Origin of the sequence: Adhaeribacter terrigena (genome assembly GCF_016623615.1) — a bacterium.
Classification (GTDB): domain Bacteria; phylum Bacteroidota; class Bacteroidia; order Cytophagales; family Hymenobacteraceae; genus Adhaeribacter_A; species Adhaeribacter_A terrigena.
In genome coordinates, this window is the sequence record NZ_JAEHFX010000002.1 from 313805 (window position 1) to 339288 (window position 25484).

At 46.4% G+C, this 25484-nt stretch carries 23 protein-coding genes; 20 read left to right on the plus strand and 3 right to left on the minus strand.

Annotation, left to right across the window (positions count from 1 at the left end; translation table 11 throughout):
• The first annotated feature begins 102 nt into the window (after positions 1 to 102).
• The 7 genes from I5M27_RS05415 (at position 103) to I5M27_RS05445 (ending at position 9306) form a co-directional block, all read left to right on the plus strand.
• Entirely contained in the window at positions 103 to 1644 is a 1542-nt protein-coding gene (locus I5M27_RS05415) for a PAS domain-containing sensor histidine kinase (protein WP_200505158.1), read from the plus strand.
• Complete coding sequence (locus I5M27_RS05420) at positions 1641 to 2093, plus strand: response regulator (RefSeq protein ID WP_200505159.1); 453 nt, start codon at positions 1641 to 1643, stop codon at positions 2091 to 2093. The genes I5M27_RS05415 and I5M27_RS05420 overlap by 4 nt, the downstream gene beginning before the upstream one ends.
• A gap of 474 nt (positions 2094 to 2567) precedes the next feature.
• The gene (locus I5M27_RS05425; protein WP_200505160.1) at positions 2568 to 3794 is read left to right on the plus strand and encodes a hybrid sensor histidine kinase/response regulator; all 1227 of its coding nucleotides are present in this window, start codon (positions 2568 to 2570) and stop codon (positions 3792 to 3794) included.
• Between the two features lie 3 nt (positions 3795 to 3797).
• Complete coding sequence (locus I5M27_RS05430; RefSeq protein WP_200505161.1) at positions 3798 to 4859, plus strand: response regulator; 1062 nt, start codon at positions 3798 to 3800, stop codon at positions 4857 to 4859.
• A gap of 259 nt (positions 4860 to 5118) precedes the next feature.
• Positions 5119 to 6711 carry a serine hydrolase gene (locus tag I5M27_RS05435; RefSeq protein ID WP_200505162.1) on the plus strand — a complete coding sequence of 531 codons (1593 nt, stop codon included), beginning with the start codon at positions 5119 to 5121 and terminating at the stop codon, positions 6709 to 6711.
• 459 nt (positions 6712 to 7170) lie between these two features.
• A complete protein-coding gene (gene hemA / locus I5M27_RS05440) occupies positions 7171 to 8433 on the plus strand; it encodes a glutamyl-tRNA reductase (RefSeq protein WP_200505163.1) in 1263 nt (420 codons plus the stop codon).
• Between the two features lie 129 nt (positions 8434 to 8562).
• Complete coding sequence (locus I5M27_RS05445; RefSeq protein ID WP_200505164.1) at positions 8563 to 9306, plus strand: Mut7-C RNAse domain-containing protein; 744 nt, start codon at positions 8563 to 8565, stop codon at positions 9304 to 9306.
• Between the two features lie 137 nt (positions 9307 to 9443).
• Here I5M27_RS05445 and I5M27_RS05450 read toward each other — a convergent pair whose 3' ends face one another.
• Positions 9444 to 10094, minus strand: a complete 651-nt coding sequence (locus I5M27_RS05450) for an OmpH family outer membrane protein (RefSeq protein ID WP_200505165.1) — start codon at positions 10092 to 10094, stop codon at positions 9444 to 9446.
• A 269-nt stretch (positions 10095 to 10363) separates the two neighbouring features.
• Here I5M27_RS05450 and I5M27_RS05455 point away from each other — a divergent pair, with 269 nt between their 5' ends.
• Complete coding sequence (locus I5M27_RS05455) at positions 10364 to 11866, plus strand: T9SS type A sorting domain-containing protein (RefSeq protein ID WP_200505166.1); 1503 nt, start codon at positions 10364 to 10366, stop codon at positions 11864 to 11866.
• A 153-nt stretch (positions 11867 to 12019) separates the two neighbouring features.
• Here the strand turns inward: I5M27_RS05455 and I5M27_RS05460 are convergent, their stop codons facing one another.
• On the minus strand, positions 12020 to 12745 hold the full coding sequence (locus I5M27_RS05460; protein ID WP_200505167.1) for a hypothetical protein: 726 nt from the start codon (positions 12743 to 12745) through the stop codon (positions 12020 to 12022).
• A 231-nt stretch (positions 12746 to 12976) separates the two neighbouring features.
• On the opposite strand from I5M27_RS05460, the gene I5M27_RS05465 reads away from it, so the two are divergent.
• The 5 genes from I5M27_RS05465 (at position 12977) to I5M27_RS05485 (ending at position 17753) form a co-directional block, all read left to right on the plus strand.
• The gene (locus I5M27_RS05465) at positions 12977 to 13324 is read left to right on the plus strand and encodes a DUF1801 domain-containing protein (RefSeq protein ID WP_200505168.1); all 348 of its coding nucleotides are present in this window, start codon (positions 12977 to 12979) and stop codon (positions 13322 to 13324) included.
• 31 nt (positions 13325 to 13355) lie between these two features.
• On the plus strand, positions 13356 to 14033 hold the full coding sequence (locus I5M27_RS05470) for a response regulator transcription factor (protein WP_200505169.1): 678 nt from the start codon (positions 13356 to 13358) through the stop codon (positions 14031 to 14033).
• Positions 14034 to 15410 carry a HAMP domain-containing sensor histidine kinase gene (locus I5M27_RS05475; RefSeq protein WP_200505170.1) on the plus strand — a complete coding sequence of 459 codons (1377 nt, stop codon included), beginning with the start codon at positions 14034 to 14036 and terminating at the stop codon, positions 15408 to 15410.
• Positions 15411 to 15514: 104 nt separating this feature from the next.
• Complete coding sequence (locus I5M27_RS05480; protein WP_200505171.1) at positions 15515 to 17077, plus strand: SulP family inorganic anion transporter; 1563 nt, start codon at positions 15515 to 15517, stop codon at positions 17075 to 17077.
• Between the two features lie 22 nt (positions 17078 to 17099).
• Positions 17100 to 17753, plus strand: coding sequence for a carbonic anhydrase (locus tag I5M27_RS05485; protein WP_200505172.1), 654 nt, complete (start codon positions 17100 to 17102; stop codon positions 17751 to 17753).
• 126 nt (positions 17754 to 17879) lie between these two features.
• On the opposite strand, the gene I5M27_RS05490 is transcribed toward I5M27_RS05485, so the two are convergent.
• Positions 17880 to 18761: a hypothetical protein gene (locus tag I5M27_RS05490; RefSeq protein WP_200505173.1), complete on the minus strand. Its 882-nt coding sequence runs from the start codon at positions 18759 to 18761 to the stop codon at positions 17880 to 17882.
• Between the two features lie 573 nt (positions 18762 to 19334).
• Here I5M27_RS05490 and I5M27_RS05495 point away from each other — a divergent pair.
• The 7 genes from I5M27_RS05495 (at position 19335) to I5M27_RS05525 (ending at position 25348) form a co-directional block, all read left to right on the plus strand.
• On the plus strand, positions 19335 to 19679 hold the full coding sequence (locus I5M27_RS05495) for a hypothetical protein (RefSeq protein ID WP_200505174.1): 345 nt from the start codon (positions 19335 to 19337) through the stop codon (positions 19677 to 19679).
• A 167-nt stretch (positions 19680 to 19846) separates the two neighbouring features.
• Positions 19847 to 22315, plus strand: coding sequence for a type IA DNA topoisomerase (locus tag I5M27_RS05500; RefSeq protein ID WP_200505175.1), 2469 nt, complete (start codon positions 19847 to 19849; stop codon positions 22313 to 22315).
• A 154-nt stretch (positions 22316 to 22469) separates the two neighbouring features.
• Positions 22470 to 22868, plus strand: coding sequence for a nuclease A inhibitor family protein (locus tag I5M27_RS05505; protein ID WP_200505176.1), 399 nt, complete (start codon positions 22470 to 22472; stop codon positions 22866 to 22868).
• 278 nt (positions 22869 to 23146) lie between these two features.
• Positions 23147 to 23965 (plus strand): metallophosphoesterase family protein, encoded by an 819-nt coding sequence (locus I5M27_RS05510; protein WP_200505177.1) that lies wholly within the window; start codon positions 23147 to 23149, stop codon positions 23963 to 23965.
• A 13-nt stretch (positions 23966 to 23978) separates the two neighbouring features.
• Positions 23979 to 24587 carry a hypothetical protein gene (locus I5M27_RS05515; RefSeq protein WP_200505178.1) on the plus strand — a complete coding sequence of 203 codons (609 nt, stop codon included), beginning with the start codon at positions 23979 to 23981 and terminating at the stop codon, positions 24585 to 24587.
• A gap of 36 nt (positions 24588 to 24623) precedes the next feature.
• Positions 24624 to 24986: a hypothetical protein gene (locus I5M27_RS05520; RefSeq protein WP_200505179.1), complete on the plus strand. Its 363-nt coding sequence runs from the start codon at positions 24624 to 24626 to the stop codon at positions 24984 to 24986.
• Between the two features lie 140 nt (positions 24987 to 25126).
• The gene (locus tag I5M27_RS05525; protein WP_200505180.1) at positions 25127 to 25348 is read left to right on the plus strand and encodes a DUF2905 domain-containing protein; all 222 of its coding nucleotides are present in this window, start codon (positions 25127 to 25129) and stop codon (positions 25346 to 25348) included.
• The last annotated feature ends 136 nt before the right edge of the window (positions 25349 to 25484 follow it).

Genomic DNA, 25484 nt, shown 5'->3' on the forward strand with positions numbered 1-25484 from the left:
CAACTACAACCACGCAAATGATATTTATCATGAATCTAAATTTGGTGTACAGTATCTTTGCTGGTTCATAAAACGCTATCATTTTAAGCTAAAAAAGTAAACTTGGAACAAAACCTCGATAACCAGCAGCGGCTCAAGGCCATCATCGAAACTGCAATAGACGGCATTATTACGATAGATGCCCGCGGCAATATTGAAACCGTAAACCCGGCCGCGGCGCGTATTTTTGGTTATCAGCCCGAAGAAATGATCGGCAATAACGTAAAAATGCTGATGCCCGAGCCTGATCACAGCCAGCACGACGGTTACATTGAAAATTACCATCGCACAGGCGTAGGCAAGATCATTGGTATTGGACGCGAAGTTACCGGCCTGAAAAAAGACGGTACCCGGTTTCCGTTTCTGCTCAGCATTTCGGAAGTGAAGCTTAAAGATAAGCAGATCTTTACCGGCATTGTACACGATATTTCTACGCTTAAAAAAGCCGAAGATGCCCTGCGCGAAAGCGAAAACAAGATCAATTCCATTATCCAGGCGGCGGTAGACGGCATCATTACCATCGATTCCTACGGCATCATGGAAATGATAAATCCTTCGGCGGCCAGGCTTTTTGGCTACGAAATTGATGAGCTGATCGGCAAAAGCATCAACATGCTCATGCCCGAGCCCGACAAAAGCCGCCACGACGGCTACATTCACAACTACGAAACCACCGGTCGCGAACGCATTATCGGCATTGGGCGCGAGGTAACCGGTCTGAAAAAAGACGGCACCACTTTTCCGTTCTTCCTGAGCGTGAGCGAAGTAAAAACGCAAGGCAAGCGCATTTACACGGGTTTTGTGCATGACATTACCCAGCAGAAATTAAACGAAGAACGCCTGCGCCGTTACGCCGCCGAACTGGAACGCAGCAATTTAGAACTTCAGGATTTTGCCTACGTTTCGTCGCACGACCTGCAGGAACCTTTGCGCAAGATCCAGGCTTTTGGCGACCGCTTGCAGCACAAAGAGCGCGAAAGCCTGAGCGAGCAGGGGAAAGATTACGTAGACCGGATGCTGAACGCGGCTAACCGGATGCAGAACCTAATCAACGACCTGCTTTCATTTTCGCGGCTCACTACCCAAAGCAAACCCTTCGTACCTACCGATCTGGACCAAGTGTTAAGTGAGGTTATATCAGATCTGGAAATTACCATCGAGCAGACGCACGCCGAAATCATCCGGTCGCCGCTGCCAACCATAGAGGCCGAACCGACCCAGATGCGCCAGCTTTTCCAGAACCTGATCAGCAACGCCATTAAATTCCGGAAGGAAAACGAAAATCCGGTCATTAACATTTACGCCAAGCACCACCAGAAAAAAGCACATTTAACGGCCACGCCTGGCGACGAAATAACCGAAATTTACATCGAAGACAACGGCATCGGGTTCGACGAAAAATACCTGGACCGGATCTTTAATATTTTCCAGCGCCTGGAAGGGCAGAAGTACGAAGGCAGCGGTATTGGCCTGGCAATTTGCCGCAAAATTGCCATCCGCCACGGCGGCGACATTACGGCCAACAGTCAGCCCGGCGTAGGCACCCGCTTTATAATTACTTTGGCCCTGAAACAACCTAAACAAGAACAAACTCCTGCATTATGAGCCAGAAACAAAAATCCATCGTAATTCTGATCGCCGACGACGACGCCGAAGACCGCATGCTGGTAAAAGACGCCCTGGACGAAGGCCGCCTGAAAAACGACATTCACTTTGTTGAGAACGGCGAAGAACTGGTAGATTACCTCCATAACCGCGGCCGCTTCGCAGACAAAGAAAAATTCCCGACGCCCGGCCTGATTTTGCTCGATCTGAACATGCCTAAAAAGGACGGTCGCGAAGCGTTAAAAGAAATCAAAAACGACCCGCATCTGCGCCTGATTCCGGTAGTAGTTTTAACCACTTCCAAAGCTGAAGAAGACATTCTGCGTACTTACAACATGGGCGTAAGTTCTTTCATCACCAAACCGGTTACGTTCACGGCACTGGTAGACGTGATGAAAACCTTAAGTAAATACTGGTTTGAAATTGTAGAACTTCCGAAGATCGATTAATGTGCTGATGTGCTAATTTGAAGATTTGGAAATGAGTTAAAACGCTAGGGGTTCAAGCCGAAAAAGTCAGCGCTGTATTGTCTGAAATAGGATTTATAAGCGCTTTAAAAACTTTCAGATTTCAATATATCGCCAGTGCAGCATCAGTTGAAACGCTACAGGAGATAAAAAATCAACTACGAAGTACAGAATGACACCAGTTTCTGCGTGTGCGGCCTCCTATGGTTGCGTTCGGCCCGTTAAGGGCCAGCAAGTATAGAAGACGTGAACGCAGAAACGAGGCCACCCGGCTTGAGGGAGAAAGTTAATTAGAAATCGAGAATTACGAATTAGGAATGGACATCATTTGAAAACCCTAGGCTTTCAAACTTCAAAAGTCAGCTTCACTGCCAACCCGATGCGATCTCTCCTGGCGTCGAGATGACCAAAAAACGCTATCCTTTTCACCCGAAAAACCGCCAGAAAAAAAAACGCATGCCCGACAAAATAAAAATTCTGCTGGTCGACGACGACGAAGATGATTACATCATTACCAAGGAAATTATCGACGATATTCCGGCGCGCCAATATCATTTAGACTGGACCCCATCGTTCAGAGAAGCCCTGGAACTGATCGCCCAGAAAAAGCACGACATTTACCTGGTAGATTACCGCCTTGGGGCGCACGATGGCCTGGAACTCATTACCAAAGCCATTGAAATGGGTTGCACTGCGCCGCTCATTTTACTTACCGGCCAAAGCGACCGCGAAACCGACGAACGCGCGATGCGGCTGGGAGCTTCTGATTACCTGGTGAAAGGCGCTATCAGCCCGAACGAACTGGAACGATCCATTCGCTACAGCATTGAGCACAGCCTGAACTTGCAGGAAATTCAAACGCTGAACAGCGAACTGGAAGAACGGGTGGAAAAGCGCACGAACCAGCTGGCCGAAGCCATTAAAAAGCTCGAGAAAACCAACCGCAGTTTGCAGGAAGCCCAGCTGGAAATCCGCAAAGCGCTGCAGAAAGAAAAAGAACTGAACGAACTCAAAAGCCGCTTCGTAACTATTGCTTCGCACGAATTCCGCACCCCGCTGGCTACCGTACTTTCTTCGGCCAGTCTGATAGGCAAATACAAGAACACCGAAGATGACGACAAACGTCAGAAACACGTAGACCGGATCAAATCCGCAGTCAGTAATTTAACGGCCATCCTGAACGATTTCCTGAGCATCAGCCGCATTGAGGAAGGGAAAATTTACAACGTGCCTTGCAGCTTTAACCTGGAGGTTTTCTGCCTTGAAATTACCGAAGAACTGCAGGGTTTTGTAAAAGACGGGCAGCAGATCCAGTATCAGCATTTCGGAGCGCAGAAAACGGTGAATTTAGACAAGCAGCTTATGAAAAATATTCTGCTGAATTTGCTTTCGAATGCCAGTAAATATTCCGCCGAAAACAAGCTCATTTATTTTACCACCGAAATAAGGAACGGCGCGCTTACCATTACAGTAAAAGACGAAGGCATTGGCATTCCGGACGCCGACAAAGTGCATTTATTCGATCCTTTTTTCCGGGCGCAGAACGTAACCAACATTCAGGGAACGGGCCTTGGTTTGAACATTGTGAAAAAATATGTCGATATTATGGGCGGAACCCTGGCCTATGAAAGTGCGCTTGACCAGGGAACTACCTTTATTGTTAATTTTCCGCACACCGCATAACCTATGAAAAAGATCCTCCTGATAGAAGACAGCCAGGAAATCCGCGAAAACATTGCCGAAATTCTGAGCCTGGCCAATTACGAAGTAAGCGAAGCCGAAAACGGTAAAGTGGGCGTGGAGAAAGCCAAAAAAGAACACCCCGACCTGATCATCTGTGATATCATGATGCCGCAACTGGATGGCTACGGCGTATTGCACATGCTCAGCAAAGATCCGCAAACCTCCAGTATTCCGTTCATTTTCCTGACCGCCAAATCCGAGAAAGACGATTTCCGCAAAGGGATGAACTTAGGTGCGGACGATTACCTGGTAAAACCGTTCGACGATCTGGAACTGCTGGATGCCGTGGAAATGCGGTTGAAAAAGAACGAAATCCTGAAAGCGGAATTTCAGAAAAATGCCGAAGGCCTGAACAACTTTATGGAAGAAGCGCGTGGTCTGGAAGAGCTGAATAAACACCTTTCTACGGACCGCAAACTGACCGTTTTTAAAAAGAAGCAACTGCTTTTCTCCGAAGGAAATTACCCCAACGCGGTTTATTTTCTCAACAAAGGCAAGATCAAAACTTTTAAAACCAACGAAGATGGCCGCGAACTGATCACGGATCTCTATAAAGACGGCGATTTTATTGGATACCTCGACCTGCTGGAAGACAAAACCTACCGCGAATCGGCGATGGCGCTGGAAGATTCCGAAGTGATCATCATTCAGAAAGACGACTTTAATGTCCTGCTGCACAACAACCGCGACGTAGCCAATAAATTCATCAAGATCCTGAGCGGCAACTTAGCCGACCGTGAAGAACGTTTGCTGAAATTGGCCTATAATTCGGTGCGTAAACGCGTTTCTGAAGCCTTGCTTTTGGTGGTAAAACAGTTCCAGGAACAACACGGCAACAACACCGAGATCTCCATCTCCCGCGAAAATTTAGCCAGCATTGTAGGCGCTTCCAAAGAAGCCGTTATCCGCACCCTTTCCGATTTTAAAGACGAAAAACTCATTGATCTGAAAGGCGGAAAAATTACCATTCTGAACTTAGAGAAACTGCAGAAAATGCGGAATTAAGTTGTGAGTTTTTCGGGTTGAAACGGTAGCGTTTTTACTGAAAAACCCAAATGTTGATTCGATTTAAAATGTTAGCGCCGTAGCGTAGGATTTAAGCCCTACGCTACGGCGCTAACATTTTTGTGTCATCCTTCGCTTTCGTTCAGGATGACAATACTTGAAGCTTCGGGGTTGCCTGCACAATAAATTCGCCAATTCAGAGTAGTTATTTCTGAAATCAATGCCTAACTTCGGGAAATAATTTAGTAAATAGTTTTAAATGAATAAGTTGAAATTTAAGCAGTTAGCGTTTGCTTTTCTGTTCGTAGCCGGCAGCAGTACGCTGCACGTGCAGGCGCAAATGTCTTCTAAAAAGATCGATCAGCTGGTAGAAAACACCATGAAAACCTTCGACGTGCCGGGCATTGCGGTTTCGGTGGTGAAAGATAGCAAAGTGGTTTATTCCAAAGGCCACGGCGTGCGTTCCTTGAACACCAAACAGCCCGTGGATGAAAATACCTTGTTCGGGATTGCCTCCAATTCCAAAGCGTTTCTCACGGCTTCCATTGCCATGCTGGTAGACGAAAAAAAGCTGAAGTGGGACGATAAAGTTACCGACCATATTCCGGAATTCCGGATGTACAACCCCTACGTAACCGAAGAATTCACGATCCGCGACCTGGTTACGCACCGCAGCGGTTTGGGCCTAGGTGCCGGCGACCTGATGGCTTTTCCGGATTCGAATTCCTTTACCATGCCCGAAATTATTCATAACCTGCGTTACTTAAAACCGGTTTCGGGCTTCCGCACCAAGTACGATTACGACAACCTGCTGTACATGGTAGCCGGCGAAGTAGTAGCCAAAGTGAGCGGACAGCCCTGGGAAGTTTTCGTGGAAGAACGCATGATGAAACCGCTGCAAATGAATGCCAGCGCGGCTACGCATAAACGCCTGAAAGACAAGACGAACGTGATCGATCCGCACGCGCCGGTGGACGGAAAAGTGGCCGTAGTTGACCGCTTCAACAGTCAGATCGGGCCGGCGGCCTGGGGTTTATATTCGAATTTAACCGATATGAACAAATGGGTTTTGATGCAGCTGAACGAAGGCAAGTACGGCGAAAGCGGGAAAAATAAACTTTTCAGCGAAGCGGCGCAAAACGAAATGTGGAGCGCGCAAACGTTGCTGCCGCTGAGTTCTTATAATCCTTATAACAGTCATTTTCGGGCGTATGGTTTGGGCTGGTTTGTAACTGATGTGAAAGGCACGAAAGAAGTATCGCACACGGGCGGTATGCCGGGCATGGTGACGCAGGTTACCTTGCTGCCGGAAAAAGAACTGGCTATTATTGTACTTACCAACCAGCAATCGGGTTCGGCGTTTACGGCCATCACCAACCAGATCAAAGATTCTTACCTGGGCATTAAAAATACCGACCGGGTAAAAGAATACAACGAACGCCGCCTGGCGGGAGAAAAATATGCGGCCGGAATTGTAGCAAAAGTGGAAACCGAAATCAAAGAGCAGCAGGCTAAAAAACTTCCGGTGCTGGAAACGGCCGCCATTCTGGGAACTTACAAAGACAACTGGTTCGGTGAAGTGGATATATTCGAGAAAGACGGCAAAACGTGGTTCCGTTCCGCACGTTCGCCCAAACTGATCGGGGAGATGGTGCCCTACAAAGCCAGTACCTACCTGGTAAAATGGCGTGACCGCAGTCAGGATGCCGATGCCTTTGTGATGTTCAGCCTGGATAACGAAGGCAAAGCGACCGGCATTAAAATGAAACCGATCTCGCCGCTAACCGACTTCAGCTTCGATTTTCAGGATCTGGATCTGTACCGGATAGAACCGGCCAAAAAAGCTTCCTGATCTGAAAAAACGGTAGGGAATTTACCTCAAAAACTGCTTTCACTGCTTTCCAGTGGAAACAGCTTTTCATTGCTGTTACTGGTATTTTCCTGAGAAACTATTTTTGCCTCCTGAAGGAAATAGGTTGTACAATACCAGCAACAGCTGGAATGGCTTGGCATTGAAATTTATTTTATAGCGGTTCGCGATCTGAAATTATTAAAAACCTGCTTCAGCCGGTAGTTTTCCGGGTTGAGCAGGTTTTTATTTTTTAAGCGGACCAGGTTTATTTAGTTTACAATAGCCTCAGGTGCCCAAATGGTATGATCTAAATCCTGAAAAGTTTTGCCCGGAGGATGCAGGCAGCTAATTTTGTGGAGCAGATCATGTGGAACCTGATAACAATCTGCCACGAAAATGACTTTGGTCATCTTTTTTCGGGGGCTATCTTCGGAAATTTGTAAGGTATTTTAAAGCGTTATGAAAGACCAGTTTAAAGCAATTACTTTATCGTATAAAAATGCACCGATCGCCATTCGCGAAGCCGTAGCTTTGAACGAAGCCGGTTGCCGCAGCCTTTTGCATAAGATAAAGGAGTTTACCGGCGTGCAGGATGCTATGGTGCTTTCTACCTGCAACCGCACCGAAGTTTATTACGCTTCCGGTCAGGAACTTTCTACCGAAATAATCAAGCTGATCGCGATCGAAAAAGGCTTTATTGCAACCAAAAATATTCAGCCTTTCTTCCGGGTTTTAAACCATGCCGAAGAAGCGTATAAGCATTTATTTCACGTGGCCTTAGGGCTGGAAAGCCAGGTTACCGGCGATGTTCAGATCCTGAACCAGGTGAAAATTGCGTATAAGTGGGCGGCGGAAGAAAACATGGCGGGTCCGGTTTTGCACCGCCTTTTGCATACCATTTTTGCCACCAACAAACGCGTAGTAAATGAAACGGCTTTCCACGATGGGGCAGCTTCGGTTTCTTATGCCACGCTAGAGTTGGTGGAGGAACTTACGCGCCAGATCGAAAACCCGCGGGTGCTCATGATCGGGGTGGGAGAGATCGGCGCGGATGTTTGCCGCAATTTTAAAAAATCGAAGCTCGAAAATATTATTATTACCAACCGCACGTATTCCAAAGCCGAAGCGCTGGCCGAAGAATGTATGGCTACCGCCGCGCCTTACGAAAACCTGTGGGAAGAGATCAATAAAGCTGACGTGGTTATTTCTTCGGTACCCGGCGATTGCCTTTTTGTAAGCAAAGCCGAAATTGAAAAAATGGGCCAGCCGGTGTATAAATTTTTCATTGACTTGAGCATGCCGCGCAGCATCGATCCGGCTTTGGAAACCATGCCGGGCGTGTTTGTTTACAACGTTGACAGCATCCGGAACAAAGCTACCGAAGCCCTGGAACGCCGCATGGCGGCCATTCCGGAAGTGAAAAATATTGTAGTAGAAGCCATTGCCGAGTTTCAGCAGTGGACCCGGGAAATGTCGGTTTCGCCGGCCATTCAGCAATTCAAGCAAAAGCTGGAAGATATCCGCAACCAGGAACTGGCGCGCTACGTGAAGAAAATGAACGACCAGGAGAAAGAACTGGTAGAAGCTGTAACCCGGAACATGCTGCAAAAAATCCTGAAAGCGCCGGTACTGGAACTGAAAGCGGCCTGTCTGCGCGGAGAATCGGAAACGCTGCTGGAAAGTTTAAGCGCGCTTTTCGATCTGGAAAAAGAAACGGTTTAATTTCAAACCCCGGGAAATAAAATCTGGTAAAAGCTTCAGGCAATTTGTCTGGAGCTTTTTTTTATGGAGCACTTTTTCAGTGTAAAACGCTACCGTTTTTTGGTGGAAATTGCTTGAATTAAATTAAGTATGTCTTTTAGCGCAACATTTCTTTTTCACGGCCCTCTGAACGACTTTCTGGCGAAATCCAGGAAAGACGCGCTGATCGATTATTTGTTCGAAAGAAATCCCTCGGTGAAAGACGCCATCGAAGCGCTTGGCGTGCCGCATCCGGAAGTGGCCGGTGTGCTCATTAACGGCAAACCGGTGGATTTTCAGTATTTGCTGCAGACCGAAGATAAGGTAGAAGTTTTTCCGAAAACGGAAAATGCGCTTGATTTTAAAGCAAACACTCTACAGCCGCCGCTGCCGGAAACCATAAAATTTGTGCTGGATGTACACCTGGGTAAACTGGCCAAAACCTTGCGCATGCTGGGTTTCGATACGGTTTATCAGAACGATTATGCAGATAAAGTGATTGCGGCTTTGGCCCAAAATGAAGACCGGATCGTGCTGACCCGCGATATAAATTTGCTGAAAATTAAGACCATAACCTGGGGCTACTGGCTGCGCTCGCAACATCTGGAAGAACAGTTAACCGAAGTAATAAGGTATTTTGAGCTGGAAGAGAAATTTGCTCCTTTCACGCGTTGCCTCGAATGCAATGGTTTAATACTTCCGGTTGAGAAGCAAGAGGTTTTAAACGAACTTCCCCCCAATACCAGAAAGTATTTTCAGGAATTTTACCTGTGCGAAAACTGCCGGAAAGTTTACTGGAAAGGCTCGCATTTTGAACGCATGCAACAATTTATACAACGTTTCAGCCTAAAATAATTCGCTTAGCCCAACTGGAATTCTGCGAACATTCTGCGGATTCTATCCTGAAAACGGTAGTGTTTCCGGCGTAAAAAGTGGCGGGCATAAAAAAGGCCTGCAAAATAACTTGCAGGCCTTTTTTTGGGGTTTAGAAATTATTTCAGGCCCAGTTTCTTTTTTACCAGCGGCGTTACGTCGTGGCTTTCTTTGGAATAAATAAAAGCGCCAGAATTGGTATCGAAAATATAATCGTAACCATTTTCTTTACCCACCGCTTTTACGGCTTTCTCAGCTTTGTCCAGAATGGGTTTGAAAAGTTCGGCGCGTTTGTCAGCCACTTTCTGCTGACCGGCCATCTGCGATTCCTGCATTTGCATTTCCAGTTCCTGAATGGCCTGGATCTTGGTTTGTTTCACCACATCAGCCATGCTTTTTTCCTGGGTCTGGAATTCGGTAACTTTTCGCTGATAATCTGCCTGCATGCCGCCCAGGTCTTTTTCCAGCGTTTTTACATAGGCTTTCAGGCTGGCTTCTGCACGTTTGGTTTCCGGCATGATCTCGATCAGGTCGGCGCTGTTTATGTAACCGAATTTCTGGCCCGAGGTAGCTTCAGTGGCAGTGGTTGTTTCGGAAGTGATTACGGTCGTATCGGTTACTGCGGCGGCGGTATCGGCGGCAATTTCAGTTGGCTTTTCCGGTTCTTCGGTTTTGGCCGGCGTTTTTTCTACCGTTTTTGGTTTGTTATCGCAAGCCGAAAAAAGGCCCAGGGCAAACGGGAACGCGGCAAATAAGATAAGCTTCTTCATGATGCGGAAGGGGTTTGTAATTTTTCCAGTTACAAAGAAGCTATATTTCAGCGCGAAATCCTATTGGTTTTTTGAGTTTCCGGCGCGCGTTACTTTTCCGGCTCCAAACCTGATCTCGGATGAAGCGGATTTTAGGATTGCGCAGATTCTGGGTTGAAAAGGATAGCGTTTTAGGCTTATGCCATTCTTTTCGCACATTTCAAAAATAGTATGTTTAAATTTTGTTAATTTGATAACAAATTGATAAATAGTGGAATCGGAATTTAGCTATGAAAAAAATAATACTCTCCTTTTTAACCTTCGGCTTGGGGTTTCAGGCTCAAGCTCAACAGACAATTTTGCAAGAACGAAATTATTTGCCTCAACCTAATTATACCCAGATTGGAGCCAGCGCTGTAGATAAAAACGGCAACATATTTTACTCAGGCGCTACCACCGTTAGTGGGGGGAATTACTCTAATAGGTTTCTATTGGTAAAGCCCAATGCAGATACGCTTTGGACCAAAAGAAATCCGGTTACTCTTGTTTTGCCGAATCAATCCGTTCTTACGCTTAAGTCAGGGCAATATGTTGCCGGGGGAAATAGATTGAATCAATCTACTCCTGCAATTACTCTGCAGCAACTCGATCAATTTGGTTCTTTTGTTCGGACTAACCTTTTTACCAAACCAACTATGGTTAATATTATGCTGGCTCTCCCTAATAAAAGCATGTATTTGGGAGGTGGCAGTGGGAGATTTATGGAATTTTCATTTATGCATACCGATAGCTTGGGCAATCTATTATGGGACAAAGATTATTCCTGGCACATTAATGACAGATTTGTGGACATGAAGTTTGCCCGTAACGGCGATATTGTTGGGGCTGGGAATACTCCTTATCCGGTTGGACCTTATCATATTAAATTAATGCGGGTAAACCAGCAAGGAGATTCCTTAGATGCCAAACAGCTTATAGTTACAAACCCCAGTAGAAATGAAAGCATGAGTCCAAATTTTAACAGCATTACTGCTCTTACGGATAGCGGGTTTTTAATAACGGCTGCAACTGATACGACCACTGCAACAGCTTCAGTGAGTATGGGTATGGTAGTAAAAGTTGATAGCGCGTTCAATGTTCAGTGGCATTACGTGCATCGTACGCCAGCTTTAGAAACCTACGTTTTTACGAAAGCCAGGGAACTGACCGATGGCAGCGTTTTGGTATTAGGCTTTAAGCAAGCGCCTATTTCCGGCGCTAACCTCAACGGTTTTCAGCTGTATCATTTCGATCAGCAGGGGCAACTGATAAATACTTATCCCTTTACCAGTAATATCTGCTCGCAGGTTTGGGGGCTTACGTTCGATAACCTGGCCGACGGCAGCTTTATGATCGGAGGTCGGTGCGGCAATAATCCGCCGGTCAGTTTTGGGTTCTATGTCGCTAATGTAAAGGTCGCCGGTTTACCGCCGGTTGTTCCACCCTTCAACGTTCCTGCTATTACCGGCATGAAAGAGGAAACCTTTTTAGCCGGAATTACTCTAGGTCAAAGCTACCCGAACCCAACTACTTCCGAAGCCATCATTCCTTATTCCTTGCCAAAAAATTACAACAAAGCCAGTATTATTGTTCAAGAAATTGCTTCCGGCCGGGAAATAAGGAAATACGAGCTGAAACGGAATAGCAGCAGCTTAACTGTAGACTTGAGCAATCTGAACAGCGGTTTGTATTTGTACAGTCTGGTAGTAGATGATAGACCGTTGGCTACGAAGAAGCTGGCCGTAATGAAGTAAGCACTTTTCCGCCACCAAACCCTACCGTTTCTGATCACGGGGGAATCGGATTTTAGGATTGTGGAGTTTTCAGGGCGAAAAGGATAGCGTTTTAGCTCTTGAAACTGAGCTTCTAATGTCCTGAAAATCCTTAAATCCCGAAAATCCTGATCCTTAATTCTGGGCGTTCAGGTTGCTTACATATTTGAGTAAAATGCGTTTGGCCACCGGCAGCAACGATTGTTCGAACGGGCAGGGCACTTTGGCAATTACCGCAAACGTGGCCGGGTTCGGCAGCAACTTATCCTTTTTTACCAGCTCCAGTTTCAGGTTTTCGTAGGTATCGGTCAGGCGACGGTGTTTGCTTTCCAGGAAATCTAGATGCAGGCCGCGGTATTTTTCAAAGGAATTCTGAAACACCGAAAGCTGGTAACGGTAAAGCCGCGTTTCTTTCTGCGGAAACGTTTCCAGGAATAAATAACCGGTATCGTGGTAAATGGGCGTGATACCAACCGGCGTAATTTCCAGGTTATTCTCGATGAATTCGTAGATTTCTTTTCCTTCCGAAAGCGCATTGGAAAAACGGGGCGCGGCAAACTCCATGATCTCTTCTATCTGTTGCATGGTTTCGTCGTCCTGCACGATTTTCTCGTACATCAGCTCCAGTTTTTCAAAATCAGCGCGGGTTATGCGTTGCGGAAATTGTTCGTAAACCAGTTTTTTATGCTCGCGCACTTGCTGTAAATTCTGGTAATGCAGGATCAGATCGGAGAAAACCGGGTAGAGGCGCTGGCCTTCAAATTCTTTTTTTACGCTGGTCAGGTAATCGAGCAGCAAATATTTTTTGTATTCAAAATCTATCAGGCCGTTGGTAAGCCAGTTTTCAGGTAAATTTTTCATGATGTAAGGGTGTTCAGTAGTTTTTGGCTTCAAATGCCTAGCGTTTTTTTAACGGTATACTGGTTTTTTACGCAAACCGCCGGCTTAAAAGATTCAAAACCGTACAAATTTCTGCCTATATTAATAACGTAAGGCAAGCCCAAAAACGGTATTAAAATCAGACTAAAAACTATAAGCCTTTCGGAAAGCCGGCACTTTGCGTATTTTTGCAGCTTTCTAAATATCTGACCCATGGCCGATTTAACCGTAGAACAATACATCTCGCAGCAAACCGAACCGCAGCAAATGCTTTTAAATGCTTTGCATCAGTTCATTAAAAAAACGGCGCCCGAATTACAGGAAAGCATAAAATGGGGCTTTCCATCGTATGCCGGCAAGAGCAATGTGTGTTACTTGGCGGCGCAGAAAAATCATGTGAACCTGGGCTTTTACGAAGGCGGTTTGTTGCCGGATGCCGGCAAGTTGCTGGAAGGTACCGGCGCCAAAATGCGGCACGTAAAGGTCCGTAGCCTGAATGAAATCGCAGAAAAACCGCTGGCGGAACTGATCCGCGAAGCCGTAGCTTTTCAGCATAAATAAAACCAAATTTCCCGGAAGCGGTTAGCGGCATATGAAAATCTTACTCGTTGAAGACGAACCCAAAGTAGCAGCCTTTATTAAAAAAGGCCTCGAAGAGCAGGCTTACGAAGTAGACCAGGCCTTTGATGGTTTGTTCGGTAAAAAGCTGGCTTTGCAGAATGAATATGACCTGATCATTCTGGACGTAATTCTGCCGCACGCCAGCGGGCTGGAAGTTTGCCGCGAGATCCGCAAGCATAATACCACCGTGTCTATTTTAATGCTCACAGCATTGGGCGCTACCGACGATAAAATTCTGGGCCTCGATTCCGGCGCCGACGATTATCTGGTAAAACCCTTCGAATTTAAAGAACTCCTGGCCCGCATCCGGGCGTTAACCCGCCGTACTTCCGATGCGCCAACCGGTGAAATCCTGAAAATGGCCGACCTGGAAATGGACCTGGCCAAGAAAACCGTTACCCGGGCCGGCCAGCCCATAAACCTCACCGCCCGCGAATTTGCTTTGCTGCATTATTTAATGCGCAACCGCGAACGCGTGGTAAGCCGGGTTGATATTATTGAGCAGGTCTGGGAAACTTCCTTCGATACGGGCAGCAACGTGATCGATGTGTATATTAATTTCCTGCGGAAAAAAATCGATAAAGATTATACCCCCAAACTTATTCATACGCTGGTAGGCATGGGTTACGTGATGAAAGAAACCGAATAAATGAGTATCCGCAACAAACTCACCATGCGTTTTGCCGGCATTTTTGCCCTTTTGCTGATCCTTTTTTCGCTTACGGTCTATTATTTTACTTCCGATTACCGGCAGCGCGAATTTTTTGACAGCACCCGCGAACGCGCCCTGATAGCGGCCCATTTAATGCTGGAAGCCGATGAAGTTTCCCAGGCCCGCCACGAGCAGGATCTGCGCCTTTTTTACCGCACCCTGCCCGAAGAAATCGTTCGCATTTACACCGAAGATGGCAAACTTTATTTCGATGAAGGCAAAGGCGATCTGGTGATTACCCCCGAATTTATTGCCCGGGTGAAAGCTGAAAAACAGGTAGAACAGGAACAGGAAAACCGGCAGGTGGTGGGTATTTATTACCCCGATAACCAGGGCAATTTTATTATAGTAGCCTCCGATATAGACCGTTTTAGTTTACGCAAGCTCCGGAACCTGAAGAACATCATGATGGTCGGCTTTTTTGCTTCTATGCTGGTGGTGTTGGTGGCGGGTTGGTTTTTTTCCAAATCGGTGTTGCAGCCTATTACCAAAATTGTTTCGGAGGTAGAAAAGATCAGCGCCCTGGATCTGCATTTACGTCTTACCGGCGCCAAAGGCCACGATGAACTTTCGCAGCTGGCCAATACCTTCAATAAAATGCTCGATCGCCTGGAAACCTCTTTCGAAATGCAAAGTACCTTTGTTTCCAGCGCCTCCCACGAATTACGCACCCCGCTCACGGCCATGATCGGGGAACTGGAAGTGGCCCTGATGCAGAATCGAGAGCCGGAAGAATACCAGCGCGTTTTGGCCAGTACCTTAGACGATGCCCGGATGCTGGCCCGCCTTTCCAACGGTTTGCTGCAAATTGCCCAGGCCAGTACCGATGTTTCCAAAATAAAACTAAAACCGCTGCGCTTCGACGAACTGATCCTTTCTGCGCAGCAGGAAGCAAAAAAACGCCAGCCCGAGATCAAGTTTGAAGTAAATTTTGAAGCCTATCCCGAAGATGAAGAAGCCCTGATCCTGAACGGGAACGAATCGCTTTTAATGGTTGCGTTTCTGAACGTATTTGAAAATGCCGGTAAATTTTCGCGTAAAGGGCAAACGGTTTCGGCTACCATCGGTATTTCCAAAAAAGGATTTACCGTTTTGGTTAAAGACCGCGGCATTGGCATTCAGCAAAACGACCTGGTAAACGTGTTTGTGCCTTTTTTCCGGGCGCAGAACGTACGCGATATTTCCGGTCACGGCATCGGCCTGCCGCTCGCCGAACGTATCATTAAATTGCACCAGGGCACCATTCAGGTTAACTCTAAAATAGGGGAGGGAACTGAAGTTTTTGTTTATTTACCGGCGCGCCGTGCATTTTAATCTCATTTTAATTTCGTTTTAACGCCAGCTTAATTCCGCCCCTTTAAGTTTGCATTGTGATTGAAAGAAACGTTTTCTTTTAAATGATTAAGCAAATTTAAATTATGGGTTTAAGCCTGGCAAAATATAGGAGTTCATTAAAAAAAGATCTGCCGGCAGGTTTGGTGGTTTTTCTGGTGGCATTGCCGCTTTGCCTCGGAATTGCCCTGGCCTCCGGTGCACCTGCTTTCTCCGGCCTCATTACCGGTATTATTGGTGGATTAGTAGTAGCCTTGCTAAGCGGCTCGGCACTTAGCGTAAGCGGCCCGGCAGCCGGCCTTACCATTATCGTGCTGAACGGAATTACCACCTTAGGCAGTTTCGAAGCATTTTTACTGGCTGTAGTGCTGGCCGGCGTTTTTCAGATCATTCTGGGCTATGCTAAAGCGGGAATCATTGGTTTGTTCTTTCCTTCTTCGGTTATCAGGGGTATGCTGGCGGCCATTGGTTTAACCCTTATCCTGAAGCAGATTCCACATTTTCTGGGCGCCGATAAAGATTTCTTCGGCGATATGAATTTCTTTCAGCCCGATGGTGAAACCACCTTTACCGAGATCTTTAAAGCGTTTGGCAATATTCAGATGGGCTCCCTGATCATCGGGGTTGTTTCGCTGGCCATTATCCTGATCTGGGACAGTGCCCGGCTGAAGCGCTATACTTTTTTCCGGCTGGTGCCTTCGGCGCTGATCGCAGTTATCGTGTCTATTGTGCTGGGTTCTCTTTTTGCCAATACGCCAACGTTGAATATTACCTCGGAACATCTGGTCAATTTGCCGGTTATTCAGTCGGTAGACGATCTTTTGCGCGAACTTACGTTCCCGGATCTGAGCCAGTTTACCAATATTAACGTTTATCTTGTAGCCATTACCATAGCCATTGTGGCCAGCCTCGAAACGCTGCTCAGCGTGGAAGCAGTAGATAAACTGGACCCCCAGAAACGGATTACCCCTGCAAACCGCGAACTGAAAGCTCAGGGCGTAGGCAATATTCTGAGCGGTTTACTGGGTGGTTTGCCCATGACAGCCGTAATTGTAAGAAGCTCAGCCAACCTGAATGCCGGCGGCCAAACCCGGGTTTCTGCCATGGTTCACAGCGTATTTCTGTTGCTTAGCATTCTTTTTCTTGCAAATATTTTAAATCAGATACCTTTGTCGGCGCTGGCAGCGGTTTTGCTGGTAGTGGGTTTTAAGCTAACCAAACCGGCGCTATATAAAGGCCAGTTCCGTTTGGGCAAGGAGCAGTTCATTCCTTTCTTTGTAACCATTATTGCGATCTTGTTTTCTGATCTGCTGAAAGGAATTGGTATTGGAATGGTGATCGCGGTATTTTATATCCTGCGGGCTAATTACCGTTCGCCTTATTTCTTTAAAAAGGAAAAGTATGCCGAAAAAGAAATTATCCGGCTTAAACTGAGCGAACACGTTTCGTTTTTAAACAAAGCCAGCATTGTACTCACCCTCGACCATATACCGGCTAACAGCCACGTGGTTATAGATGGAACCCATTCGGAAGTAATAGACCACGACGTGCTGGAAGCGATCCAGGAATTCAGAACCAAAGCCTACGAAAAAAATATTAAACTAGAGTTGCTCAACGTGCCGGCAGTGGAAATTGTAGCAGCTCACTAACCCTAAAAAAAAATCACAGCATATGTCATTAGATAAACTTTTAGAAAGAAACCGCCAGTGGGTTGCCGAAAAGACCGCTGAGAATCCTGACTTTTTTGAGCAATTCGCCAACGGCCAAAACCCGAACTATTTGTTTATTGGTTGCTCCGACAGCCGCGTTTCGGCTAATACCATTTGCAATACCGGCCCGGGCGAAATGTTTGTGCATCGTAATATTGCCAACCTGGTAGTACATACCGATATCAATTTACTTTCGGTGCTGCAATATGCGGTAGAAGTATTAAAGGTGAAGCACGTAATTGTGTGCGGGCATTACGGTTGCGGCGGCGTGGCAGCAGCCATGAGCGATAAGCAATTCGGGTTAATAGATAACTGGCTGACCAATATCAAAGATGTGTTCCGTTTGCACGAAAGTGAGTTCACCTACATAAAAAACGATGAAGAACGTTTTAAGCGGATGGTTGAGTTGAACGTGATCGAGCAGATTCATAACCTGGCTAAAACCTCCATCATTCAGAACGCCATGCGCACTGAAAACCCACCGCAGCTACACGGTTTGGTTTACGATATCCGGGAAGGTTTGCTCCGTGATCTGAAAGTAGATATCGGCGATTTTAAACGTTTCGGTCATATCTACGATTCCAACCCCGCTGAAGAAAAAAAATGGCTCTCATAATTCTTGCCACAATACCCTGCCGTTTAGGGTGATGATTAAAAAATAACGGTAGGTTTACAAGCAAAAAAAGTCCCGAAACATTTCGGGACTTTTTTTTATGCTAAGCGATTATGTTTTTAATTGATCTTACCACTCATAATCGTCGCGGCGGGAAGAAGAGCCGTATTGGCCTGAACGGTTTCCGGAAGATTGATTGCCGGAGTTGCCATAACGGCTGCGCTGCTGGTAACGTCTTTCTTCGTCGCTGTCGTCTCCAACCCAACGGTCCCAGACATTGCTGATGCGGTTACCAAGGTGCTCAAAGAAGCCTTCGTCTTCGTTGCGATTATCGCGGTGCTCACCCCGGTTTTCGTAGCGGTTGCCGTACGAAGAGTTGCCGTAAGAAGAATTATCGTAGTTTTCTGAATAACGATTGGCGTTGGCATTGCCATGGCTATACGTTGGGTACTGCTCCGGATGATTCATCCAGTTCTGGCGCACGCGGTTGTCTTCATCGCCGGTCCAACGGTCCCAGGCATTGTTTATTTTATCGCCCCACTGTTCTATGCGGTCTTCGGCGCGGTCTGCCCAGTTTCCCATGCGGTTTCCGGTGCGGTCGGCCCAGTTCTCGTTCCGGTCCTGCCACGAACGGTTGTCGCCGCGGTACATATTAGAAGGGGAATTATAGGAATTATTGCTGTATTGTTCCCGCGAGTTCTGCTGGCTCCAGTTTCCACCCTGGCTTTGCGGACGTACCTGGCTGTAACGGTTATTTTCGTAACTGCCCGAGTGCTGATTTGATGGCTGCTGCTGCGATTGGTTTCTGCCGGAATAACCGCGGCCATAAAATCCTGGCTCGGTAGAATAATTATGTTCCGAAGCATCTACATCGCGGCTGGAACGGCCGTAAACACTACGCCCGCCCCGCGCATTACTTTCGTGGCTTCCGTAATCGCTTCTTCTTGAACTTTCATCTCCTGAGCGATACGTATTGAACGCATCGTAACCAATATTCTCGTGTCTTCTCATTTTGTGATGATTTTTAAAGTGAATGATAAACTTTATTACTTCATGCTTAAAAAGCAGTGAGGAGGTTTACGGCACCTTCGGGTTTTAAGTTTAAGTTTTGCTTTGTTACGATTTGGTTTTAGGAGATTTCTTTCAGGTTTATAAATACTGCAAAACGCCACGAATTTTGAATTGTGCTTAAAATCTATAAACCTGCTGCCTTTTGAATGAAAATGAAGTGGTTTCGGTTAAAAAAATATCAATACTTAATCAGGTAATTCTGAGAAGGCAAATCCGGAAGGTTTTTCGCTGAATAAGCACCGGTTTTCAGGGAAAGCATTTGGCCGGTTAAAATTATTTTTGTTGTTGAAAGGCTGCAATTTTACGTAAACAGCCGCAAAAAAATTGTAAAACCACTGATTTTATTGATATATGGATATATCTACTTCTTAAAATACTAAACTATTCTGTAAAAGCAATGTGTTATAGGGGAGCAAAACGCAATAAGACTTTTATCACAAACCAGAAATTATGAAATTTACAAGCATAGCAATATCATTTGCCATTTTGACTTTAACAGGTTGTAAAAACATTTTGGAACAAGAAGAAGTTAAAGTGGATGGATCAACTCCATATACAAAAGTAGCTGCACCGGCTGCTGAAAACGTTTATAAAGCCTCAGAAGGTTTTAAACTGCAAGGTAACTTTACCGATAAAGATAATATTAAGCAGTTAGACGTTAACCTGGTGCGCCTGGATGGCAATGCCGGTAGCGAAAACGTAGTATCGTTCCAGCGTAAGCCGGATGTACACTTTTATCAGTTAGATACCTTGCTGGCTCCCAATACGCTGGCCCCTGGTAATTACCAGCTTACGTTCCGTTCCGTAGACGGCCGTCAGAACGAAGGTACTACTGATATTAAATTCTCAGTAAATTAATTCCGAAGGGAATTTGTCTTATATAAACCTATAAAAAAGCGGTCTGCGTAAAGCAGGCCGCTTTTTTGGCTTTAAACCCTACCGTTTTTAAGGTTTTCAGAAAAGGAAAAGCCGGTTAAAAAACGTATATTTGTTAGTTTTTTAAGGTATAATTTAAAAGGTTCGAGTTGAAAGTCTGCATTGCCGAAAAGCCCAGCGTGGCCCGCGAAATCGCTACGGTTTTGGGCGCCAAAACTAAAATGAATGGCTATTTTGAAGGAAACGGCTACCAGGTAACCTGGACGTTCGGGCACTTTTGCCAGCTCCGCGAACCGGAAGATTACCGCCCGGAGTGGAAACGCTGGACGCTGACCGAACTGCCAATGGTGCCGGAACGCTTCGGCATTAAGCTGATCGATAACAAAGGCGTGGCCCAGCAATTCAACGTAATAAAGAAGCTGCTTGAAAATGCTACCGAGGTAATAAACTGCGGGGATGCCGGGCAGGAAGGAGAGGTGATCCAACGCTGGGTTTTAACCGAAGCCAAATTCACCAAACCGTTCAAACGCCTCTGGATCTCATCTTTAACCGAAGAAGCGATCCGACAGGGTTTTGCCAAACTCAAAGAAGGCAGCGAGTTCGACCTGCTTTACCAGGCCGGTAAAAGCCGCGCCATCGGCGACTGGCTGCTGGGTATTAATGCTACGCGCTTATTCACCATAAAATACGGCCAGAACCGGCAATTGCTTTCTTTAGGAAGGGTGCAAACGCCTACGCTGGCCATGATCGTGAACCGCTGGCACGAGATCCGGAATTTTAAACCCGAGCCTTTCTGGGAACTTAAAACCCGCTACCGCGACACCAATTTCAGTTACGTAAAAGGCAAATTTCAGCAGGAAGAAAAGGCGCTGGTAATTCTGGAAGCCATTAAAACGGCGGAACTGGTGATCACCAACGTGGAAACCAAGAAAGGCATTGAAAGCGCACCGCGTTTGTTCGACCTTACTTCTTTGCAGATCGAATGCAACAACAAATTCGGGCTTTCGGCCGATGAAACGCTCAAAACGGTACAAAGTCTCTACGAGAAAAAAGCTGTAACCTATCCGCGCGTAGATACCACGTATTTACCAGACGATATGTACCCGAAAATTCCGGGCGTACTGGAAGGGTTGCCGGGGCAATATCAGCAACTGGCTGCGCCACTTCTACAAACCAAGATCCGGAAATCGACCAAGGTTTTCAACAACAATAAAGTAACTGACCACCACGCCATTATTCCTACCGGCGCGTCAGCTACCAATTTATATGGCGCCGAAGGAAACGTGTACGATGTGATCACCCGGCGTTTTCTGGCAGCTTTTTACCCCGATTGTCAGGTAAGCAATACCACCGTTGAGGCCGATGTGGCTACCCATCCGTTCCGGGTGAAGGGCAAGCAGATCCTGGAGCCAGGCTGGCGCGTGGTGTACGACAAAGACGAGCCGAAAAAAGAAACTACTCCCGATAAAGAAGGCGAAGAAGAACTGGCTATTTTACCGGCCTTTACGCAAGGCGAGAGCGGCCCGCATGAGCCGTGGCTGGATAGAAAAATGACCAGCCCGCCAAAGGATTTTACCGAAGCTACCTTGCTGCGCGCGATGGAAACGGCGGGTAAACAAGTGGAAGACGATGAACTGAAAGAAGCGTTGAAAGAAAACGGCATCGGCCGGCCCTCTACCCGCGCCGCGATCATCGAAACGCTTTACAAACGGCAGTACATTAAAAAAGATAAAAAGAAAATTATTCCTACCCAGGTGGGCATCGATTTGATCGGTGTAATTCAAAACCCTACGCTTACTTCGGTGGAACTTACCGGTCAGTGGGAAAAAAAGCTGCGTCAGATCGAAAGCGGGGCGGTGAAGCCGGAAGAATTTATGGCTGAATTGCAGCAACTGGTTCATGAAGTAGCCAGCGAAGTAAAATACGACAACCGCAACCTGAAAATTGAAGCGCCGGCCGAAACTTCTGCCAAGTCTGCAACTTCAGCCAAACCAGTCGCTAAAAACGCTACCGAAAATGCTCCCAAAACTGCCAAACCCAAAACGGAAAAACCGGAAAAAGCTGCGGCCAGCGGCGAATTAGGAACCTGCCCGGCTTGCACAAGCGGTAAAATTCTGAAAGGGAAGTCGGCCTTTGGCTGCTCCCGCTGGAAAGAAGGCTGTACGTTCAGATTACCGATGGAATGGCATCAGAAAACCCTGACGGATAAGCAGGTTGTAGCTATTCTGAAGAATAAGAAACCGGTGCTGAAAGGTTTGCTTGCTCAGAATAATGAAAAGTTCGATGCCGCTTTGTTTTTAGATGAAAAACACGAATTGCAGTTCGAAAAAATAGCCGCCGGGCCCAAAGCCGATCCGTTTGAAACCTGCCCGGCCTGCAAGCAAGGCAAAGTTTTGAAAGGCAATGCAGCTTACGGCTGCAGCCGTTTCCGGGAGGGTTGTACGCTGCGTTTGCCGTTTGAACTGGCCGGAAAAAACCTGAGCGAAAAACAAATTACGGAACTGCTCCTGAAAGGCAAAACAGCCAAGATCAAAGGCTTTACTTCGCCCAAAACCGGCAATAAATTCGAGGCGCAACTGGTGCTGAACGAAGAAGGCAAGGTTACTTTTTTGTTCTAAACTATAGCGTTTTACCGGCCTGAACTGCAAATAAAAACCTCAGGAACGCTTCCCCTTTGAGGTTTTTCGTTTCAAAACGCTATCGTTCAGAAGATAAAAACTGTTTGCGGATTTTACGTAAGCAGCATTTCAGATCAATTATACTTCAATTACGATGGAAAATACGCTTGATAAATTGAAAAAGGCTTCGGCCGGTTTACTTTTCATGAGCGAATCGGATTACCCTTTCGAAACGGTATCGTTTCCGGCCGGAAAACTCCTAGCCCTGGACGAAGAAAGCGTGAAGCAGGCCTTGAATTTACCGGCGGAAGCAGGAATTGAAAAGCAGGAGCTAACCTATTTCCTGCGCAACCAGACCCGCGAATTGCCCGAATTTTCCGAAGAAGATAAGGCCCGCGCGCAACGTTTCCGGGAACTGGAAAACGTGTTGAAGCAGGAATTGAAAGACGTGGCCGTTTTTCGTACCGGTCAGACGCAGATAGATGCTTATGTGCTGGGAAAAATGGCTGACGGCAGCACCGGCGGACTTAAAACCAGGCTGATAGAAACCTGATCTTTTTAATTCATTTTATTTTAAAAACCCGGTCTGGATAAGGTCGGGTTTTTGAGTTTTAAATTATACCGTTTTTTAACTTTTTCCGGAATGGGCTGTTAATAAAATGAGTGAAAATTGAAAGCCCGTTGGCGCATATTATCCTGTTTTTGCAGCTAAATAAGGAAATATGTTGCTGAAATATAATGTTTTAAGAGATAGTTTGCGCTGGTTTGTAACTACATGGCTGCCGCAGCGGTATAGTGAATATAAAAGAATCCCTATTTATACTAAAAGCAATGTACTTATCTTATTTCCGCAAGCTGGCCATTACGGTTTGCCTGCCTTTATTGATTGGTGTTTCCGCCTGCGAAAAATTTGAATACAGCCCCAACGAAGTGCGGCTGGACGAAAGTGAACAAGACCTTACGCGCAAAAACCTCGAGAAGATCCAGGCTCTGGATCTTGATAAAAGAACAACTTTCCGGTTTGCGGTTATTTCCGATACGCAACGTTTTTACGACGAACTCGATGACGCCGTAGATGCGCTCAATAACCGCAATGATCTCGATTTTGTAATCATTACCGGCGATATTACCGATTTTGGCCAAACCAAAGAGTACCGCTGGATAAACGACCGGATGCAAAAGCTGAAAATTCCTTTCCTGACCGTGATCGGCAACCACGATTGCGTGGGAAATGGCAAGAAAATTTACCAGGCCATGTACGGCCCTTACGATTATACCATGAATATCGGCCGCAACCGCTTTGTGTTCATCAATACCAACTCGCTCGAATTTGATGAACCGGTGCCGGACCTGGATTTCTTCCGCAAAGCCTTGCAAGATACTGCCAATTTCGACCAGGCATTTGTGCTTTCGCATATCCCGCCCTTCGATGCAGATTTTGATAAAAGCATGGAAGAAGAATTTAACCGGATCTCGAACCAAAGTAAGGTAAAAGTTTCGATCCACGGGCACCAGCACGGCTACCGAGAACCCCGCAAGTATTATGGCGATGCGGTAGATTACCTGATCGTAGGAAGCGTGGAGAAACGTGGCTACGAAGAAATTGCCGTAACCGGCCGCCAGATAGAACTGAAACGCATCTTATTTTAAGCTTAAATTCTGAATGAAAACGTTTATAAAATATTGCCTGCTGCTTTTCATTGCCAATGCATCTTTTGGCGCTTATGCTCAGGATTCACATACTTCCGATACCGACCGGAAATGGTACATTCCGGATCATGCCGTTGCCCAGTTTGCCGGGAATATCGGGTTGATTTCAGCGGGCGTTGGTTACAGTTATTTGCACGACAAAGTGCAGACTGATATTATGTATGGCTTTGTTCCGGCTTTTGAATCGAATACCAGCATTCACATTCTTACTGCTAAAACCGCCTGGCACCCCTGGTCGGTAGATCTGGAAAAAGGATATTTGTTAGAACCCTTGCGCCTTGGAACCGGCATTAGCTATTCTTACGGGCCCCAGTTTTTTACCAGTCTCCCCAAACGTTACCCGGATAAATATTACTGGTGGGCTTCCAGCCTGCGTTTTACCCCTTTTATTGGGACCGCAATCAGTAAAAAGATCGGCAGGGATGCTACCATGATTAAACGCGTGCAGCTTTACGGCGAACTGGGAACTACGGATCTGGACGTAGTTAGTAAATTCGGAAACAAACACCTGCCAATCTGGGACATTCTGAACCTGGCCTTTGGTACCAAATTCATTTTTTAACCGTATTGGCAAAAACGGCAATTAAACCTGGAAGATATGGTAATTCATCACTTAGAATGGGCGCTTATTTTTTTCGGTTTAGCTGCTTTGGTGGGCTTGTATATGTTAAGCCGGGTGTTTAAAAAGAAACCCCGGCAGAACAGTGCCATGCTGCTGCATGGTTTATTTGCCGGTTTTGCCATCGGGATTTTGTTTTACTTCAGTGCGCAGGAAACTAATTCGGAAATACCCTACGCCAGCATTTTCTTTTTTATTGTTGCCATATTTGGCGGGGCGTTTATGGCCACCTGGGATAAAATCATGAACCGCGAAATGCCCCGTTACTTCCCCCTTCTGCACGCCAGTGCCGCCGTAACCGGTATTGTGCTTTTAATCCTTTTTGTAATAAAACACAATTAGGCCCAGATTTACCTGTAGAAGAATCGGGCGCTGCAAGGTTTATCTTGCTACCTAAAACGCGGGCCTGTTCGGGGTTTCATTTAAAAAGTCAGGTGATTATCTTCGTGAATTGATTTTAAAGGCTCTAAAGACAGAATAAAATGCCCGGTCTCGGAAAAATACTGGTGCTGGCCGGAATCGGTTTAGCGCTGCTTGGTCTGCTTATCTGGCTTCTTGGCGATAAATTGCATTGGTTTGGCAACCTGCCCGGCGATGTGCGCTACGAAAGTAAAAATGTGCGCGTTTATTTTCCGTGGGTAACCATGCTGCTGCTCAGTATTTTAATAAGCGTGATCATGTGGCTGGTGCGCCGCTTTTTCTGATCTTCAAGTCTTTAAAAACGCTATGGGTTCGGGCTTAAAAAGTCTGGAAAACGCTATGAGTTTCAGGTTAAAAACTACCTGCCGTTCCTTTCCGTAAGGCGCGTTTGTTTGCCAATAATTTAGAGCTTATCTTCCA